The 16,154-nt window shown below is 68.5% G+C and carries 18 protein-coding genes; 16 read left to right on the top strand and 2 right to left on the bottom strand.

From position 1 onward, the window contains the following. The first annotated feature begins 4 nt into the window (after positions 1-4). The 7 genes from aroQ to ABS64_RS12525 all read left to right on the top strand — a co-directional run bounded on the left by aroQ (position 5) and on the right by ABS64_RS12525 (position 4,393). Positions 5-463, top strand: coding sequence for a type II 3-dehydroquinate dehydratase (gene aroQ / locus ABS64_RS12555; RefSeq protein WP_292683926.1), 459 nt, complete (start codon positions 5-7; stop codon positions 461-463). Between the two features lie 70 nt (positions 464-533). Further along, complete coding sequence (locus ABS64_RS12550; protein ID WP_292683924.1) at positions 534-1,055, top strand: hypothetical protein; 522 nt, start codon at positions 534-536, stop codon at positions 1,053-1,055. A gap of 61 nt (positions 1,056-1,116) precedes the next feature. Continuing rightward, positions 1,117-1,794: a TetR/AcrR family transcriptional regulator gene (locus ABS64_RS12545; RefSeq protein WP_292683922.1), complete on the top strand. Its 678-nt coding sequence runs from the start codon at positions 1,117-1,119 to the stop codon at positions 1,792-1,794. Further along, positions 1,787-2,638 (top strand): 3-hydroxyacyl-CoA dehydrogenase, encoded by an 852-nt coding sequence (locus ABS64_RS12540; protein ID WP_196384332.1) that lies wholly within the window; start codon positions 1,787-1,789, stop codon positions 2,636-2,638. Before ABS64_RS12545 ends, ABS64_RS12540 begins: the two co-directional genes overlap by 8 nt. Before the next feature lie 97 nt (positions 2,639-2,735). Beyond that, complete coding sequence (efp, locus tag ABS64_RS12535; protein WP_036283795.1) at positions 2,736-3,296, top strand: elongation factor P; 561 nt, start codon at positions 2,736-2,738, stop codon at positions 3,294-3,296. Positions 3,297-3,314: 18 nt separating this feature from the next. Next, entirely contained in the window at positions 3,315-3,725 is a 411-nt protein-coding gene (gene nusB, locus ABS64_RS12530) for a transcription antitermination factor NusB (RefSeq protein ID WP_036291068.1), read from the top strand. Positions 3,726-3,769: 44 nt separating this feature from the next. After that, on the top strand, positions 3,770-4,393 hold the full coding sequence (locus tag ABS64_RS12525) for a hypothetical protein (RefSeq protein ID WP_292683916.1): 624 nt from the start codon (positions 3,770-3,772) through the stop codon (positions 4,391-4,393). A gap of 91 nt (positions 4,394-4,484) precedes the next feature. Here ABS64_RS12525 and ABS64_RS12520 read toward each other — a convergent pair. After that, positions 4,485-5,382, bottom strand: a protein-coding gene (locus ABS64_RS12520; protein WP_156172673.1) for an IS5 family transposase whose coding sequence is annotated in 2 segments (ribosomal slippage) — positions 4,485-5,021 and positions 5,023-5,382 — 897 coding nt in all. Because the reading frame shifts where the segments join, the coding sequence is not laid out codon by codon here. Between the two features lie 32 nt (positions 5,383-5,414). On the opposite strand from ABS64_RS12520, the gene ABS64_RS12515 reads away from it, so the two are divergent. Further along, entirely contained in the window at positions 5,415-6,002 is a 588-nt protein-coding gene (locus ABS64_RS12515; RefSeq protein ID WP_292683911.1) for an alpha/beta hydrolase-fold protein, read from the top strand. A gap of 73 nt (positions 6,003-6,075) precedes the next feature. Then, complete coding sequence (locus tag ABS64_RS12510; protein ID WP_292683909.1) at positions 6,076-7,641, top strand: Rieske 2Fe-2S domain-containing protein; 1,566 nt, start codon at positions 6,076-6,078, stop codon at positions 7,639-7,641. A gap of 18 nt (positions 7,642-7,659) precedes the next feature. Here ABS64_RS12510 and ABS64_RS12505 read toward each other — a convergent pair whose 3' ends face one another. Further along, positions 7,660-9,069 carry an HNH endonuclease signature motif containing protein gene (locus ABS64_RS12505; protein ID WP_292683907.1) on the bottom strand — a complete coding sequence of 470 codons (1,410 nt, stop codon included), beginning with the start codon at positions 9,067-9,069 and terminating at the stop codon, positions 7,660-7,662. A gap of 159 nt (positions 9,070-9,228) precedes the next feature. Between ABS64_RS12505 and ABS64_RS12500 the strand changes: the two genes are divergently transcribed. From ABS64_RS12500 to carB, 7 genes are all read left to right on the top strand, one after another. After that, on the top strand, positions 9,229-9,372 hold the full coding sequence (locus ABS64_RS12500) for a hypothetical protein (RefSeq protein WP_155947559.1): 144 nt from the start codon (positions 9,229-9,231) through the stop codon (positions 9,370-9,372). An 82-nt stretch (positions 9,373-9,454) separates the two neighbouring features. After that, entirely contained in the window at positions 9,455-9,994 is a 540-nt protein-coding gene (pyrR, locus tag ABS64_RS12495; RefSeq protein WP_036289450.1) for a bifunctional pyr operon transcriptional regulator/uracil phosphoribosyltransferase PyrR, read from the top strand. After that, positions 9,991-10,971: an aspartate carbamoyltransferase catalytic subunit gene (locus ABS64_RS12490; RefSeq protein WP_036289452.1), complete on the top strand. Its 981-nt coding sequence runs from the start codon at positions 9,991-9,993 to the stop codon at positions 10,969-10,971. Before pyrR ends, ABS64_RS12490 begins: the two co-directional genes overlap by 4 nt. Then, the gene (locus ABS64_RS12485) at positions 10,968-12,299 is read left to right on the top strand and encodes a dihydroorotase (protein WP_197017294.1); all 1,332 of its coding nucleotides are present in this window, start codon (positions 10,968-10,970) and stop codon (positions 12,297-12,299) included. The genes ABS64_RS12490 and ABS64_RS12485 overlap by 4 nt, the downstream gene beginning before the upstream one ends. Continuing rightward, positions 12,296-12,850, top strand: a complete 555-nt coding sequence (locus ABS64_RS12480) for a hypothetical protein (protein WP_036289454.1) — start codon at positions 12,296-12,298, stop codon at positions 12,848-12,850. The genes ABS64_RS12485 and ABS64_RS12480 overlap by 4 nt, the downstream gene beginning before the upstream one ends. Further along, the gene (carA, locus tag ABS64_RS12475) at positions 12,847-14,115 is read left to right on the top strand and encodes a glutamine-hydrolyzing carbamoyl-phosphate synthase small subunit (protein ID WP_292683901.1); all 1,269 of its coding nucleotides are present in this window, start codon (positions 12,847-12,849) and stop codon (positions 14,113-14,115) included. The genes ABS64_RS12480 and carA overlap by 4 nt, the downstream gene beginning before the upstream one ends. Next, positions 14,115-16,154: carbamoyl-phosphate synthase large subunit (gene carB, locus ABS64_RS12470; RefSeq protein ID WP_292683899.1), on the top strand; the 2,040-nt coding region annotated here is incomplete at its 3' end. The genes carA and carB, both read left to right, overlap by 1 nt.

Genomic DNA, 16,154 nt, shown 5'->3' with positions numbered 1-16,154 from the left:
AGGAGTGACCACGCCTCGCCGCCTGCTGCTCGTCAACGGCCCGAATCTGAACCTGCTCGGCGTACGCGAACCCGCCTTCTACGGGCATGACACCCTCGCCGATGTCGAGCGGACGGTGCGGGATGCCGCGGCCGCACGCGGGTTCGAGATGACGGCCGTGCAGAGCAACCACGAGGGTGTGCTGATCGATGCGATCCACGAGGCGCGCACGACCTGCGCGGGGATCGTCATCAACCCCGGTGGGCTCACGCATACTTCCGTGATCCTGCGCGACGCGCTGTCGGGGGTCGCTCTGCCGGTCGCCGAGGTGCACATCAGCAACATCGCCGAGCGCGAGGAGTTCCGTCACCACTCCTACGTCGCCGACGTGGCGGTCGTGCACGTCGTCGGCGAGGGAGTGGCCGGCTACGCGCGTGCCACGGCGCTGCTGATCGATGTCATCTCAGGACGCGCCGACGGCTGAGCGGCAGCACGATCCGCGCGCGACGCAAGGGGATGCCCCCACGTGCTCGAAGGCGTATACCGTCGCCGCCATGAACATTCGTCGGACCCCCGCTGCCATGTTCCTCGTCGCCGCCGCACTCACCCTGGGCGTCTGTGCCTCTGCGGGTGATGCCGCCACGGATGCCTCGTCGAGCGCGCCCTCCGCCGTGGCGACCCCGACCCACACCGCCACGGCGACTCCCACACCGTCCACCTCGAGCACGCCCGCCGCACCCACCCGCGCCGACCTCGACGGAACGTGGTGCCGCGCGTCGGACTCGGCCACGTGCATGACCATCGAAGACGGCAAGACCACCGATGGAGCCACCGTGGGAGACGCGACCAACGACGAGGGCGCTCCGTGCCTCACGGTCACCATCGGTTCGGACGGCGGCTTCGTCGCCTATTACTGCCCGAAGGGTGTGAGCCCGGCGACGCCCGTCACCACCGACGCCGGCGCCGCGGTGAACCTCGACAACACGGCGTACGAGCGCCTGTTCGCCACGCAGAACCCGCCCTACGTCGACACGTGGTACCGCGAGGCAGATCTGAGCGCCGCTACCGCCCAGTGATGGATTCACCCGGTTCGGTCCAAACGGACTGAGTGCACTCATTAATGAGTATGATCAATATGTGAGTGAATCGATCTCGCGCCGCGAGCGCAACATGGCCGACAAGAGTCGGCGCATCTTGCTCGCCGCCGCGGAGCTGTTCGACGAACACGGCTACGCCGGTGTCACGACGCAGCAGATCGCCGACCGTGCCGACGTCGCCGCCGGCACTGTATTCCGCTACGCCGACAGCAAGGCCGAGCTGCTGCTCGCGGTGTTCAACGAGCGCCTCGCCGCGGCCATCGACGCGGGTGCGCGTGCTGCGGCGACGGTCGGGGACCCCGTCGAGGCGGTCGCCGCTCTGTTGCGGCCCCTCCTGCACGCCGCGGCGCTGACGCCCCGAGACACCGCCCTCTACCAGCGCGAACTCTTGTTCGGCGACAGCACGGCGGGGCGTTACCGGCGCGAGGGCCTGCGCGTGATCGACGACCTCGAGCGGCGTATCGCCGAGATCGTCGCGCCGAGGTCGGCCGCCGCATCGGCCCGGGTCGCGGCCCGCTCGATCTTCGCCGCCACACACATCTTCCTCGTGCAACCGAGCCTGGGGCTCGGTCGCGACGCCGCCGATCTCCGCGCGCAGATCGCGCAGATCGTCGCCGGCGCGCACGCCGAGGCTTATCCCGACGCGTCCACCCCGCCGCGCCCGCACGAGAGTGCATATGAAGGCGGTACCCCGCCAGAAGGAGATCACCATGAGTGACATCACCACCGTCGCCGTGCTGGGCACCGGCGTGCTCGGCTCGCAGATCGCGTTCCAGACCGCATACAGCGGCTTCGACGTGATCGCCTACGACATCAGCGACGAGGCTCTCGCCGCCGCGAAGGAGCGCTTTCAGCGTCTCGTCGCGACCTACAAGGCCGAGGTTCCCGGCGCCGCCCGCGGAAAGGCCGACGAGACCCTCGGTCGGCTGACGCTCACGACCGATCTCGCCGAAGCGGCTCAGGCCGACCTCATCATCGAGGCCGTTCCCGAGATCCTCGACGTCAAGCGCGAGACCTACGAGAAGCTCGCCCAGCTCGCTCCCGCAGAGACCATCTTCGCGACCAACTCCTCGACCCTGCTGCCGAGCGACCTGGTCGAGTGGACCGGTCGCCCGGAGCGCTTCTTGGCGCTGCACTTCGCGAACCGGGTGTGGAAGTTCAACACCGGCGAGGTTATGGGAACGCCCCAGACCGACCCCGCCGTGTTCGATCAGATCGTGCGGTTCGCGGGCGACATCGGCATGGTTCCCATCCCGATCCACAAGGAGAAGGCGGGCTACGTGCTCAACACCCTCCTCGTGCCGCTGCTGAACGCCGCCATGGGGCTCGCCGGCGGCGGCTACGCCGAGGTCGAAGACATCGACTGGACGTGGCGGATCGCCACCGGTGCGCCCATGGGCCCTTTCCAGATCCTCGACATGATCGGTCTGACCACGCCGTACAACATCCTCACCCACGGTCCTTCGGGCGACCCGAAGATCGCCGCGTGGCTCAAGGAGAACTACATCGACAAGGGCCTGCTGGGCGTCGCCACTGGCGAAGGCTTCTACAAGTACGCCTGATCGCTCGACCGGCAGACAGCGGCTGAGCGGGCGGCATCCCGTAGAATCGGGTGTCGGCCGCTCGGCCGCTTCTTCAACGAACGGACATTCCACACTCATGGCATCGACCGCAGACATCAAGAACGGCGTCGTCCTCAGCATCGACGGACAGCTCTGGAGCGTCGTGGAGTTCCAGCACGTCAAGCCTGGCAAGGGCGGTGCGTTCGTGCGCACCAAGCTGAAGAACGTCATGACCGGCAAGGTTGTCGACAAGACGTTCAACGCGGGCGCCAAGGTCGAGATCGAGAACGTCGACCGCCGTGACTTCACCTACCTCTACAACGACGGCGAGGGCTTCGTCTTCATGGATGTGGCCGACTACGACCAGATCACGGTCGGCGCCGCAACGGTGGGCGATGCCGCGAACTTCCTGCTGGAGAACCAGCAGGTGCAGATCGCCCTCAACAACGGCAACCCGCTCTACATCGAGCTGCCGGCCTCCGTCGTGCTGGAGATCACCTACACCGAGCCGGGCCTGCAGGGCGACCGCTCGTCGGCGGGAACCAAGCCCGCCACCGTGGAGACCGGCTACGAGATCCAGGTGCCGCTGTTCCTGGAGACCGGCACGAAGGTCAAGGTCGACACCCGCACGGGCGACTACCTCGGCCGCGTCAACTGACGAGCGGTCTTCGAAGCGATGAGCGCACGGTCCAAGGCGCGCAAGCGCGCCCTCGACATCCTCTTCCAGTCCGACGTCCGCGGCGATGAGCTTGCGGTCACCCTCGCCGCGGAGGCGAAGCGCGCGGCGAATGAACCCGCTCGCGAAGCCTCGTGGCTGTACGCGCGCGAGATCGTCGACGGCGTGATCGACAACCGCGACGACATCGACGAGCAGATCGTCACCCACGCGCGCGATTGGAAGATCGAGCGGATGCCGGCGGTCGACCGGGCGATCCTGCGGCTGGCGGTGTGGGAGCTGATGTTCAACGACGAGGTGCCGGCCGCGGTCGTGATCGACGAGGCCGTGGAACTCGCGAAGGAGTTCTCGACCGACGACTCGGGTTCGTTCGTGCACGGGGTCCTCGGGCGCATCGCCCGCACCGCCTGAGCGGCGGTTCAGGCGGTGCGGGCGTAGACTGGGGAGGACGACCAGTGACACCCATTCTCGAGTTCCGCATCGACGAACCGTGGTTGATCGGTGTCCTCTGCGTCGTCAGCGCCGGTCTCGCCCTCTTCCTCCTCATCCGCCGGCGATCGTCCCTCCGGCCTTCGCGCTGGCCGATGTGGGCGGTGATCGCGATGGTCGCCGGAGCGGGCACGGCCGCCGCCTTCGCTCTCTTCGCCCGGAAGACGAACCTCTTCGGCATGCCACTGCCGTGGCAGGCGATCTCGTGGGGTGCGGCGGGTCTCGCCGCGGTGGCGGTCGCCGTCGCGAACCTCTGGAAGGCAGACAGACGACGTCGCCTGACGGCCACGCTGTCGATTCCCGTGTTCCTGTTGACCACGACGCTCGGTATCAACGCGTACTACGGCTTGAATCCGACGATCGCGAGTTTCTTTCATATTCAGATCAACCGGCCCGTGAGCGTCACCGGCGGATCCGAGGCGGACGGGCCGCTCTACCAGACGTGGCAGGCCCCCGCCGACATGCCCTCCACCGGGGAACAGGGGACGATCGACATCCCCGCGACGCAATCCGGCTTCGCGGCACGCATGGCCGCATCTACAAGCCTCCGGCTGCCCGCACCGCTCACCCGCCTCGGCTGCCACTCGTGATCATGATGCTCGGCCAGCCCGGTGATCCAGATCCGCAGTACATCGCGAAGATCCTCGACGCGCAGGCCCAGCACAACAAGGGGCTCGCCCCCTAGGGCGTGTCTCTTAAAGCCTTGAGCCAGATGGTGATGGCGCGTAGGACGACGCCGCCGCGATAGGTCAGGGCGAGTTTGTCGTAGCGGGTGGCCAAGGCGCGCCATTGCTTGAAGATGTTGAATCCGCGCTCGACGACGTTGCGGCGCTTGTAGGCCTCGGTGTCGTAGGTGACCGGGCGACCACCCTTGGCGCCGCGGCGCTTGCGGTTGGCGATCTGATCATCGCGTTCGGGGATGACGGCCTGGATGCCGCGCCGGCGCAACAGCTTGCGGTTGGCCCGGGAAGAGTAAGCCTTGTCACCCAGCGCCCGGTCGGGCCTGGTGCGTGGCCGGCCCCCACCCAGGCGCGGTACCCGCAGGGCGTTCATCACGTGCTCGAACATCGGGGAGTCCCCGCCCTGCCCGGGCCCGAGCAGCATCACCAGCGGCCGCATGTTCCCGTCGCACAGGTGGTGGATCTTCGTCGACAGGCCGCCGCGGGAGCGGCCGATGGCGTGATCAGGCGGCTCGATGCGCAGATTCGTGTAATTCGTCAGGTCCCCCTGTGTCCCGGGGCAGGTTGGTGGCGTGCTGATGGGCGCGGTTGATCGTGGAGTCCACCGAGACTTCCCAGTCGATCAGCCCGGCGGCGTCGGCATGGGCCAGCAGGACGCTGTGGATCTTGTCCCACGTCCCATCACCGCTGAAGCGGCGGTGCCGCTTCCACACCGTCTGCCACGGCCCGAAGCACCCGGGTAAGTCCCGCCACGCGATCCCGGTCCGGTAGCGATAGATGATGCCCTCCACCACGGTGCGATGATCGGCGAACGGCCGACCACGACGCCCCTGCGAGGACGGCATCAACGGAGCAATCAGCTCCCACTGCGCATCAGTCAGCAACTCCGTTCGAGACACACACCGAGCGTTCCAGCGACCAGCCCAAACCTTTGGGAGACACGCCCTATGTCCTCGTCGTCGACCAGCTCGGCGACCCCAACAAGGACCCTGCGTGTGCGGACTCGACGGTCTACGGCAACGTGGAGACTTACGTCACGCACGACGTGGTCGCCTTCGCGCGCACGCTTCCGGTTCAGCAGGATCCCAGTCAGTGGACGATCGTCGGATACTCCAACGGGGGTGGCTGCGCCTTCAAGTACGCCGCCGAGCACCCCGATATCTGGGGCAACCTGCTCTCGGTCAGCGGTGAGATCGTTCCCGGATCGGAGCATCCCGACGGGACGATCGCGGATGCATTCGGCGGCTCACCCGCGGCATATGAGGCTGCCAAGCCGACAAGCATCCTGACCTCCCACACGGGCGGGTACCCGAATGAGTGGGCATTGTTCACCGCGGGCCAGAACGACCCGGCCTATGTCGACCAGGCTCGCCAGGGTGCCGCCGCAGCGGCGAAGGCCCGCTGGAATGTCGACAGCTATGTCGTCCCCGGCGCCGGACACGTCGTCGACGCGCTCGAGGGCGGTCTCGCGGAGGGGCTTGCACGCCTCTACCCCCGCCTCGGCCTCTCTGCACCCTGAATCGCCCGCACCGCCTGAGCGGCGGCTCAGGCTCCCACGCGTAGACTCGGGAGCTGTTCGACCAGGAGGACCCATGCGGATCACAGGCCTCGGCCACGCCGGAATGTTCATCGAGACGACGGGCGGCAGCGTCCTCTGCGACCCCGTGATGGGTCCGAGCTTCTTCGGCTCGTGGTTCCCGTTCCCCGACAACCGCGGCCTGGACTGGGAGCGCTTCGGGAAAGCCGACTTCCTCTACATCTCGCACCGCCACCGCGATCACTTCGACCCGGCGCTGCTGGAACGGTACGTGCCGAAGGACATTCGCGTCCTGCTCCCGGAGTACCCGACGGATGACCTCGAAGTGGACCTGCGCCGCCTCGGCTACGACAACATCGTCTACACCCAGGCGGGGCAGACTCTGGAGTATCCCGGCGGCCTGAAGATCATGGTGACGCCGCTGCGTGCGCCGAGCGACGGCCCGATCGGCGACTCGTCGCTGAGCGTCGACGACGGCACCGCGAGCATCCTCAACCAGAACGACTCGCACCCGCTCGACCTCGAGCGCCTGCTCTCGTTCTCCAAGCCCGACGCGTACTTCACGCAGGTCTCCGGCGCGATCTGGTGGCCGATGGTCTACGACTTGCCGCAGGACTCGAAGCAGCACTTCGCGCAGCTGAAGCGCGACGCGCAGAACAAGCGCGCGATGTACTACATCGAGAAGGTGGATGCCGAGCACGTCTTCCCCATGGCCGGCCCGCCGATGTTCCTGCGCGAAGACCTGTTCCGCTTCAACGGGTGGGGTCTGGAGGACGACTCGATCTTCACCGATCAGCGTCAGTTCCTCGCCCACATGCGCGCAGAGCGGCCCGATCAGAAGGGCTACGAGTTCGTGCCCGGCACGCAGGTCGACCTCAACGGTGGCACGATCGAGATCACGCAGACCCTCTACACGCCGGATGAGATCGACCGGGTCTTCGACGACAAGTGGGCGTACCTCGCCGAGCAGCGCGACAGCCGCCAAGCGGAGGTCATCGCGGAGATCGAGACGCGGGCCGAGCCGATGGCACCGGATGAGATGCTCGCCGCGTTGCAGGAATGGTGGGAGCCGCTGCTGCGTCGCGCCCGCACGATCCGCACCGGCGTCGGCGGCAACGTCCGCTTCCGCATCGGCGAGCTCGACATGCTCGTCGACTTCCCCAAGGCGAAGGTGCGGGAGTACGCGGGGGAGGAGTGCATCTACTGGTACACGATCCCCGCCGATCTCGTCTCCACCAACATCCGTGATCACGAGATCGACTGGTCGAACTCGATCTTCCTGTCGATGCAGTTCGAGGTCGGCCGCAGCGGCAAGTTCAACGAGTTCCTCACGACCTTCCTGAAGTGCCTGTCCCGCGACCGCATCGAGTACGTCGAGAACTGGTATGCGGAGCAGTCCGATCAGACCGAGGACGCCGAGATCGGCGAGTGGACCGTCCAGCGCCGCTGCCCTCACCTGCGCGCCGACCTCACCAAGACCGGCAAGATCGAGGACGGCGTGCTCACCTGCGCCCTCCACGACTGGAAGTGGGATCTGGCGAGCGGGCAGTGCCTCACCGCACCGGGCCACCCGATCCGCGCGTCGCGCGTCGTCGAGACGGCATCGGCGCGCACCGCCTGATACCTCGCCGAGGCGCGTTCACGTCGTCAGAATGCGTTTCGCACGTTTCTTGAGCCGTACCGGCGAGGTGGTGACGACGCGCCAGCGGTGATCGGTGCCGTGCCACGGTGGGGCTCTGACCTCGGGAACCCCGCCGTTCATGCGGATCTGCCACCCGACCCGGTCAAGGAACCGGTGGTGGTACCAGCACAACAGGACGCCGTTGTCGGTGTGCGTGGGACCGCCCCGGGCATGTTCGGTGACGTGGTGGATCTCGCACCAACCGGCAGGAACGCCGCAGCCGGGGATGATGCACCCGCCGTCGCGAAGTGCGATCGCGCGACGCTGGTGCCGGTTGAAGACGCGCTCCTCGATGCCGATGGCGACGATCCTGCCGTCTGCCCGGCTGCTGATGCGCTGGACGGCACCCGCGCACGCGATGTGACGGGCGGCCGCCACGTCGACCGGCTGATCGCATCCCTGCGCGTGCGCGAAGCCCGTACCCGCGACGAGATCGTCGGCGTCGACGGAGACCACGAGAGTCGGCGCATGTCCGCCGATCGTCGGCAGGAGGCCGCTGGATGCCGCAACGCCGAGCGCCGCAGCGAGCGCATCGTGCTGTTTCTGCGCACGAGTCCGGTCGTCACGGGCCGGGAGCGGCTCATCGTCCGTCGCGGCGGGATCGTCGAAGGCGACGGCGGGGGACAGGTGCGCATCGAAGATCGTCTGCAGCTGCGCGGCCACCTCCGGCAAGAGCGTTCCGCGGATCGGAACTCCACCCGCGGTGGCCACCCCGAGCACGACCGAGCGCGTCCGCTCCGCGATCCGCTCGCGCGGCTCGGCGCCGTCCTGGTCGAGAGCGAGAGCCCAGGTCTGCGCGTGGATGCGCAGGAGTTCGGCACACGCGGGCGGTGCGGCATCCGGGCCCTCACCGCGCGCCTCGGCGACAACGATGTCCGCGGCATCCCTCCGCGCGGCAGCGGAGACGCGCGGCGCTGTCTGCTGGAGCGGACCCGTGATCGCCAGAATGCCGTCGACGCCGATGACGCCGTCGACCATCGCCGCGCGCACGGATGGGAAGGGTGCCTCGAGCACCTCACCAGTCGTCGGCGACACATCGGACCGCACCGCTGCGGCCGCCCGCTGCAACCGCGCGGCCGACCGCGGCTCGATCCGCGTGAGCGTCTGCAGCAGCTGCGTGACGTCGCGGCATCCGAGGTGCGAGGTCATCCGCTCGTCACGCACGGGGTTGTCCGAGCGTCGCATGACCTCGCCGGTCGCGTCGATCAGGAGCGCCTCGAGCAACCGGCCGACCTCGGCGATGGCGGCGATCTGCCGAGCGAGCTCACTCTCGCTCGCCCGCTCGAAGACGCGATCCTCCGACGCTCCGCGCAGCATCATGGCGGCCTGCGACCGCAGGTCGTCGAGGTGTGCTGCGAGGAGGTCCATACCCCCATTCTGCCGACGGCCTCCGACATCACAGGCTGGAAAAGTCCAGATCGAGAGAGAAAACATCACATGTCGCGTGAGAGTGTTCTCATGCGATTCATCGGCCTGCCCTAGAGTGAGCGCGACCACTGCGCCCGGGTGCGCGAGGGGAGCTGTGACATGAGAATCGACCCGCTGCACCTCGTGGACGTCACACGCCTGCGCGCGGCGTCGTTCTGGTCGGTGACGCTGCTGGTCCTCGCCCTCACCGCCGCCCGCGCCGGCGTGCGGCGCGCGATCGCGCCGGGGAGACCCACAACCTGAGGCGCCGCCCGGTTCGGGTAGAGTGGGACCGAACCACAGCAACCTTTAACACCGTCCAGAGAGGCGGAGAAGGGAGCGGCGGATGAGCACCGGTAACACGCGTACCGTGATGCAGACAGCCGACATCGCCCGCGCACTGACTCGGATCTCCCACGAGATCCTGGAGTCCAACAAGGGGGCCGATGATCTCGTCCTCCTCGGCATCCCGACCCGGGGAGTGACGCTCGCCGGACGCATCGGCGCTCTCCTCGGCGACATCTCCGGCACCTCCGTGCCGGTCGGTGCCCTCGACGTCACGATGTACCGCGACGACCTGCACCGCAATCCCACGCGGACTCCCCGCCCGACGCAGATCCCGGCCGGAGGCGTCGACGGCAAGACCATCGTCCTGGTTGACGACGTGCTCTTCTCCGGACGCAGCATCCGTGCGGCCCTCGACGCGCTCGGCGACATCGGCCGGCCGGCCGCCGTGCGGCTCGCGATCCTCGTCGACCGCGGGCACCGCGAGCTGCCGATCCGGCCCGACTTCGTCGGCAAGAACCTGCCGAGTGCACGCAGCGAGCGGGTCAACGTGCACCTGGCCGAGGTCGACGGCATCGAAGAGGTGACGATCGCGTCATGAGGCACCTGCTCGACACCCGGACGCTCTCCCGCGAGGATGCCCTGCGCATCCTCGACGTCGCCGAAGACATGCGCGACACCCAGTCGCGCGAGATCAAGAAACTGCCGACCCTGCGCGGCAAGACGGTCGTCAACCTGTTCTTCGAGGACTCCACCCGCACCCGCATCTCGTTCGAGGCCGCCGCGAAGCGCCTGTCGGCCGACGTGATCAACTTCTCGGCCAAGGGATCGAGCGTCAGCAAGGGCGAGTCCCTGCAGGACACCGCCCAGACGCTGCAGGCGATGGGCGCGGATGCCGTGGTCATCCGTCACGGCGCCTCCGGTGCTCCGCAGACGCTCGCGACCAGCGGCTGGATCACCGCCGGCGTCGTCAACGCCGGAGACGGCACCCACGAGCACCCTACGCAAGCGCTCCTGGACGCGTTCACCATCCGCAAGCGCCGCTTCGGCGACGACAGCCGTGGCCGCGACCTCGCCGGTGTGCGGGTCGCGATCGTGGGGGACATCCTGCACTCGCGCGTGGCCCGCTCCAACGTGTGGCTGCTGCACACGCTCGGAGCCCAGGTCACCCTCGTCGCTCCGCCGACGCTGGTTCCACAGGACGTGTCGCGGTGGCCGGCTCGCGTCGTCTACGACCTCGACGAGGCGCTGTCCGCCCGGCCTGACGCTGTCATGATGCTGCGAATCCAGCTGGAACGCATGAACGCGGCATATTTCCCGACTGAACGGGAGTATTCCCGTCGATGGGGACTGGACGCGAGGCGTCTGGCCACTCTCGCGGACGGTAGCATTGTGATGCACCCGGGCCCCATGAACCGGGGCTTGGAGATCTCCGCCGACGCCGCCGATTCCCCACGATCGACCGTGCTGGAGCAGGTCGCGAACGGCGTGTCGGTGCGGATGGCGGTGCTGTACCTGGTGCTGGCCGGAGAACGTTCCGGCGAGCGCGACACGAACGCAGAGGAGCACACCCCGTGACGGTTCGACACCCCTCGGCGCGCCCGACGATCATCCGCGGGGCCCGTGTCGGCGACGGGGCGACGACGGATCTCCTTCTCGAAGACGGCCGGATCAGTCAGGTCGGCAGCGGCCTGAGCCGCGCCGGCGCCGACATCGTGGATGCCGACGGCCTGATCGCCCTGCCGGGCCTGGTCGATCTGCACGTGCACTTGCGCGAGCCCGGCTACGAGGCGTCGGAGACGGTGCTCACCGGCTCACGCGCAGCGGCCGCCGGCGGATTCACGACCGTTTTCGCCATGCCGAACACCTCGCCCGTCGCGGACACAGCCGGCGTCGTCGAGCAGGAGCTCGCGCTGGGCGAGGCGGCGGGATACGTCCACGTCCAGCCGATCGGCGCCGTGACCGTCGGCCAGAAGGGCGAGCGGCTCGCGGAGCTCGGTGCGATGGCGTCCTCGCGGGCCCGCGTGCGCGTCTTCAGCGACGACGGCTTCTGCGTCTTCGACCCGCTCATCATGCGTCGCGCACTCGAATACGTGAAGGCATTCGACGGCGTCGTCGCCCAGCACGCGCAGGACCCCCGCTTGACCGAGGGCGCCCAGATGAACGAGGGCTCCGTGTCGGCCGAGCTCGGCCTGACCGGATGGCCGGCGGTCGCCGAGGAGTCGATCATCGCCCGTGACGTCCTTCTCGCCGAGCACGTCGGCTCGCGTCTGCACGTGTGCCACCTCTCGACGGCCGGTTCGGTCGACATCATCCGGTGGGCAAAGAAGCGCGGGGTGAACGTGACCGCCGAAGTCACCCCCCACCACCTGCTGCTGACCGAGGAGCTCGTGCGCGGCTATGACGCCCGCTACAAGGTCAACCCGCCGCTGCGCCGCGACGAGGACGTGCAGGCGGTGCGCGAAGGCCTCGCGGACGGCACGATCGACATCGTCGCGACCGACCACGCGCCGCATCCGGCGGAGGCGAAGTCGTGCGAGTGGCAGGCGGCGGCCAACGGCATGGTCGGGCTGGAATCCGCCCTGCGCGTCGTGCACCAGGCGATGGTGCAGACGGGGATGCTGTCCTGGGACGACGTGGCCCGCGTGATGTCGGCCGCCCCGGCGCGCATCGGACGGCTCGACGACGCCGGCACGCCGCTGGCGGTGGGAGCTGCGGCATCCCTCACGCTGTACGACCCCGCCCCGACGCGGACGTTCGGCCGCGACGACCTGCGGGGCCGGAGCGTCAACTCGCCCTACCTCGGACGGGAGCTTCCGGGCGAGGTGCGCTCGACGTTCTTCCGCGGAGCCGCGACCGTCGCCAACGGCGTCGTGGCCGAGAGCATGGGGGAGGTGTCGGCATGACCCGGGAAGGCGCCCTGCTCGTCATGATCGCGGTCGCAGTCGCCCTGCTGGCGCTGGGAGCATTCGCCTGGCGACGACGATCGCGGCGGGATGCCGGGATCACCGCCCCCTTCGGGGAGGTGCCGGATGCCGCTGCCGTCCAGACCGTGTCGACCGGCTTCTACGTCGCCACGACCCGGCACGGCGAGGCGCTCGAACGACTCGCCATCCGCGGACTGGGCTTCCGCTCGCGCGTCGACGTCACGGTCACCGACCGCGGCGTGGCGCTGGACCTCGTCGGCCAGCCGCGGATGTTCCTGAGCACCGAGCGCATCGTGTCGGTCGGTCTCGCGAACACCGCCATCGACCGCGTCGTCGAGCCGGGCGGCCTCGTCCGCCTCACGTGGCGCGCGGACGGCGCCGACGGCGCCACCGAGACGGTCGACAGCTACCTCCGCCCGCAGGACGGGTCCGCTCAGGGCCTCGCCGCTGCGATCATCGCCATCCTGCCGCCGTCGACCCCGACCGCGCCGGACCAGACCTCCACACCATCGACGGGAAACGCCGCATGACCTTCTTGCTCGACCCTGCCGTCCTCGTCCTCGAAGACGGCTCACGCCACCCCGGACGCGCCTACGGCGCGCGGGGCACCACCCTCGGCGAAGTCGTCTTCTCGACCGGCATGACCGGATACCAGGAGACCCTCACCGACCCCTCGTACGCAGGACAAATCGTGCTGCAGACCGCTCCCCACATCGGCAACACCGGGATGAACGGCGAAGACCCCGAGTCGCGCCGCATCTGGGTCGCCGGCTACATCGTGCGCGACCCCTCACGCGTCGTGTCGAACTGGCGCGCCGACGAGTCGCTCGACGACGCCCTCGTCCGCGACGGCATCGTCGGCATCGCCGGCGTCGACACGCGCGCCGTCACCCGCGTGCTCCGTTCGTCGGGCTCGATGCGCGGCGGTGTGTTCTCCGGCGAGGCCGCTCGGCTCGACCCCGAGGAACAGCTGCGCATCGTCCGCGAAGCACCCCAGATGGCCGGCCAGAACCTCTCGGCGGAGGTGTCGGTCAGCGACGTCGAGGTCACTCCGGCCGACGAGGGCGTCGAGAGGATCGGGAACCTCGCCGTGCTCGACCTGGGCGTCAAGCGTGCGACCGTGCTCAACCTCGCCGCCCGCGGCTTCGACGTGCACGTGCTGCCGCAGTCGGCGACGATCGACGAGGTCCGCGCGATCGACCCGGTGGCGGTCTTCTACTCGAACGGTCCGGGCGACCCCGCGGCATCCGACGACCACGTCACCCTGCTGCGCAACGTGCTCGACGACGGTCTGCCGTTCTTCGGCATCTGCTTCGGCAACCAGCTGCTCGGCCGTGCCCTCGGCTTCGGCACGTACAAGCTGCCGTTCGGCCACCGCGGCATCAACCAGCCCGTGCTTGACAAGCAGACCGGGCGCGTGGAGATCACGGCGCACAACCACGGGTTCGCCGTCGACGCGCCACTCGACGGCGAAACCCTCAGCCCGAACGGCTACGGCCGCGTCGAGGTGAGCCACATCGGCCTCAACGACAATGTCGTGGAGGGGCTGCGCGCCCTCGACATCCCGGCGTTCAGCGTGCAGTACCACCCCGAGGCCGCCGGCGGCCCGCACGACGCCAACTACCTCTTCGACCGCTTCGCCGACATGGTGCGGTCGCACCGCGCCGCGGCATCCAGCCATGTCCCACTTTCTGCTGCCTCCGCAGGCTCCGGAGAGCACCAATCGGGACATCAAGGGACAGAAGTGGGACACGCACAGCAAGAAGTGGGACACGAAGGAGAGGGCAAGAACTGATGCCCAAGCGCGACGACATCAAGAGCGTCCTCGTCATCGGCTCCGGCCCGATCGTGATCGGTCAGGCCTGCGAGTTCGACTACTCCGGAACCCAGGCGTGCCGCGTGCTGCGCGAGGAGGGCGTGCGCGTCATCCTCGTGAACTCGAACCCGGCGACGATCATGACCGACCCCGACTTCGCGGACGCGACCTACATCGAGCCGATCACGCCCGCCGTGATCGAGACGATCATCCAGAAGGAGAAGCCCGACGCGATCCTGCCGACCCTCGGCGGCCAGACCGCGCTGAATGCCGCCATGGCGCTGCACGAGCAGGGCATCCTCGACAGGTACGGCGTGGAGCTCATCGGCGCCAAGGTCGACGCCATCCGCAAGGGCGAGGACCGTCAGATCTTCAAGCAGCTCGTGCTGGATGCCGGGGCCGACGTCGCCCGCAGCGTCATCTGCCACACGATGGACGACCTGATCTCCGGCGCCGCCGAGCTCGGCTATCCGCTCGTGGTCCGTCCCTCGTTCACAATGGGCGGCCTCGGCTCGGGCTTCGCCTACAACGAGGACGACCTCCGCCGCATCGGCGGCGCGGGCCTGCGCGACTCGCCGACCACCGAGGTGCTCCTGGAGGAGTCGATCCTCGGGTGGAAGGAGTACGAGCTCGAGCTGATGCGCGACATGGCCGACAACACGGTCGTCGTCTGCTCGATCGAGAACGTCGACCCCGTCGGCGTGCACACGGGCGACTCGATCACGGTCGCCCCCGCGCTGACTCTCACCGACCGCGAGTACCAGAAGCTCCGTGACATCGGCATCGACATCATCCGCGCCGTCGGCGTGGACACCGGCGGCTGCAACATCCAGTTCGCCGTCGACCCGGCATCCGGACGCATCATCGTCATCGAGATGAACCCGCGCGTCTCGCGCTCGTCGGCGCTCGCGTCGAAGGCGACGGGATTCCCGATCGCCAAGCTCGCCGCGAAGCTCGCCATCGGCTACCGCCTCGACGAGGTCCCCAACGACATCACCCAGGCGACGCCGGCGAGCTTCGAGCCGACGCTCGACTACGTCGTGGTCAAGGTGCCGCGCTTCAACTTCGAGAAGTTCCCGAACGCCGACGCGACGCTGACGACCACCATGAAGTCGGTGGGCGAGGCGATGGCCATCGGCCGCAACTACACGACGGCGTTGCAGAAGGCGTTGCGCTCGCTGGAGAAGCGCGGATCGAGCTTCCACTGGGGCGAGGAGCCCCGCTCGGTGGAGGAGCTGCTGGAGATCGCGAAGACGCCGACCGACGGCCGCATCGTGACGCTCCAGCAGGCGATGCGCAAGGGCGCGAGCGTCGAGCAGGCGTTCGAGGCCACGAAGATCGACCCGTGGTTCCTGGACCAGATGGCGCTCATCAACGAGGTCGCTGCGTTCGTGCAGGCGGCGCCCGAGCTGGATGCCGCGACGCTGCGTCTCGCGAAGGAGCACGGCTTCAGCGACGCCCAACTCGCGCAGCTGCGCGGCGTCACGGAGGCGGAGATCCGCGGAGTGCGCTATGGCCTCGGCATCCGCCCGGTGTACAAGACGGTCGACACGTGCGCGGGGGAGTTCCCGGCGCTCACGCCGTACCACTACTCGAGCTACGACCACGAGACCGAAGTCACGCCGAGCGAGCGCACCAAGGTCGTCATCATCGGCTCGGGGCCCAACCGCATCGGTCAGGGCGTCGAGTTCGACTACTCCTGCGTGCACGCCTCCTTCGCCCTCTCGGATGCCGGCTACGAGACGATCATGGTCAACTGCAACCCGGAGACGGTGTCGACCGACTACGACACGAGCGACCGGCTCTACTTCGAGCCGCTGACGCTGGAGGACGTGCTCGAAGTGCTGCACGCCGAGGCGAAGTCGGGAACCATCCTGGGCGTCGTCTGTCAGCTCGGCGGCCAGACGCCGCTGGGCCTAGCGAAGGGCATCGAGGAGGCCGGGTACACGATCCTCGGCACCTCGCCCGCCGCGATCGACATCGCCGAGGAGCGCGAGCTGTTCTCGCAGCTGCTCGAC

The organism is Microbacterium sp. SCN 69-37 (genome assembly GCF_001724435.1).
GTDB classification, from domain to species: domain Bacteria; phylum Actinomycetota; class Actinomycetes; order Actinomycetales; family Microbacteriaceae; genus Microbacterium; species Microbacterium laevaniformans.
The sequence above is the reverse complement of the archived record's forward strand: the minus strand, read 5'-3'. Positions and strand labels throughout refer to the sequence as shown.

Coding starts and splice junctions, on each gene's coding strand:
- ABS64_RS12550 (WP_292683924.1), top strand. CDS start 534: ATGAACATTCGTCGGACCCCCGCTGCCATGTTCCTCGTCGCCGCCGCA.
- ABS64_RS12540 (WP_196384332.1), top strand. CDS start 1,787: ATGAGTGACATCACCACCGTCGCCGTGCTGGGCACCGGCGTGCTCGGC.
- efp (WP_036283795.1), top strand. CDS start 2,736: ATGGCATCGACCGCAGACATCAAGAACGGCGTCGTCCTCAGCATCGAC.
- nusB (WP_036291068.1), top strand. CDS start 3,315: ATGAGCGCACGGTCCAAGGCGCGCAAGCGCGCCCTCGACATCCTCTTC.
- ABS64_RS12510 (WP_292683909.1), top strand. CDS start 6,076: ATGCGGATCACAGGCCTCGGCCACGCCGGAATGTTCATCGAGACGACG.
- ABS64_RS12505 (WP_292683907.1), bottom strand. CDS start 9,069: ATGGACCTCCTCGCAGCACACCTCGACGACCTGCGGTCGCAGGCCGCC.
- ABS64_RS12500 (WP_155947559.1), top strand. CDS start 9,229: ATGAGAATCGACCCGCTGCACCTCGTGGACGTCACACGCCTGCGCGCG.
- pyrR (WP_036289450.1), top strand. CDS start 9,455: ATGAGCACCGGTAACACGCGTACCGTGATGCAGACAGCCGACATCGCC.
- ABS64_RS12490 (WP_036289452.1), top strand. CDS start 9,991: ATGAGGCACCTGCTCGACACCCGGACGCTCTCCCGCGAGGATGCCCTG.
- ABS64_RS12480 (WP_036289454.1), top strand. CDS start 12,296: ATGACCCGGGAAGGCGCCCTGCTCGTCATGATCGCGGTCGCAGTCGCC.
- carA (WP_292683901.1), top strand. CDS start 12,847: ATGACCTTCTTGCTCGACCCTGCCGTCCTCGTCCTCGAAGACGGCTCA.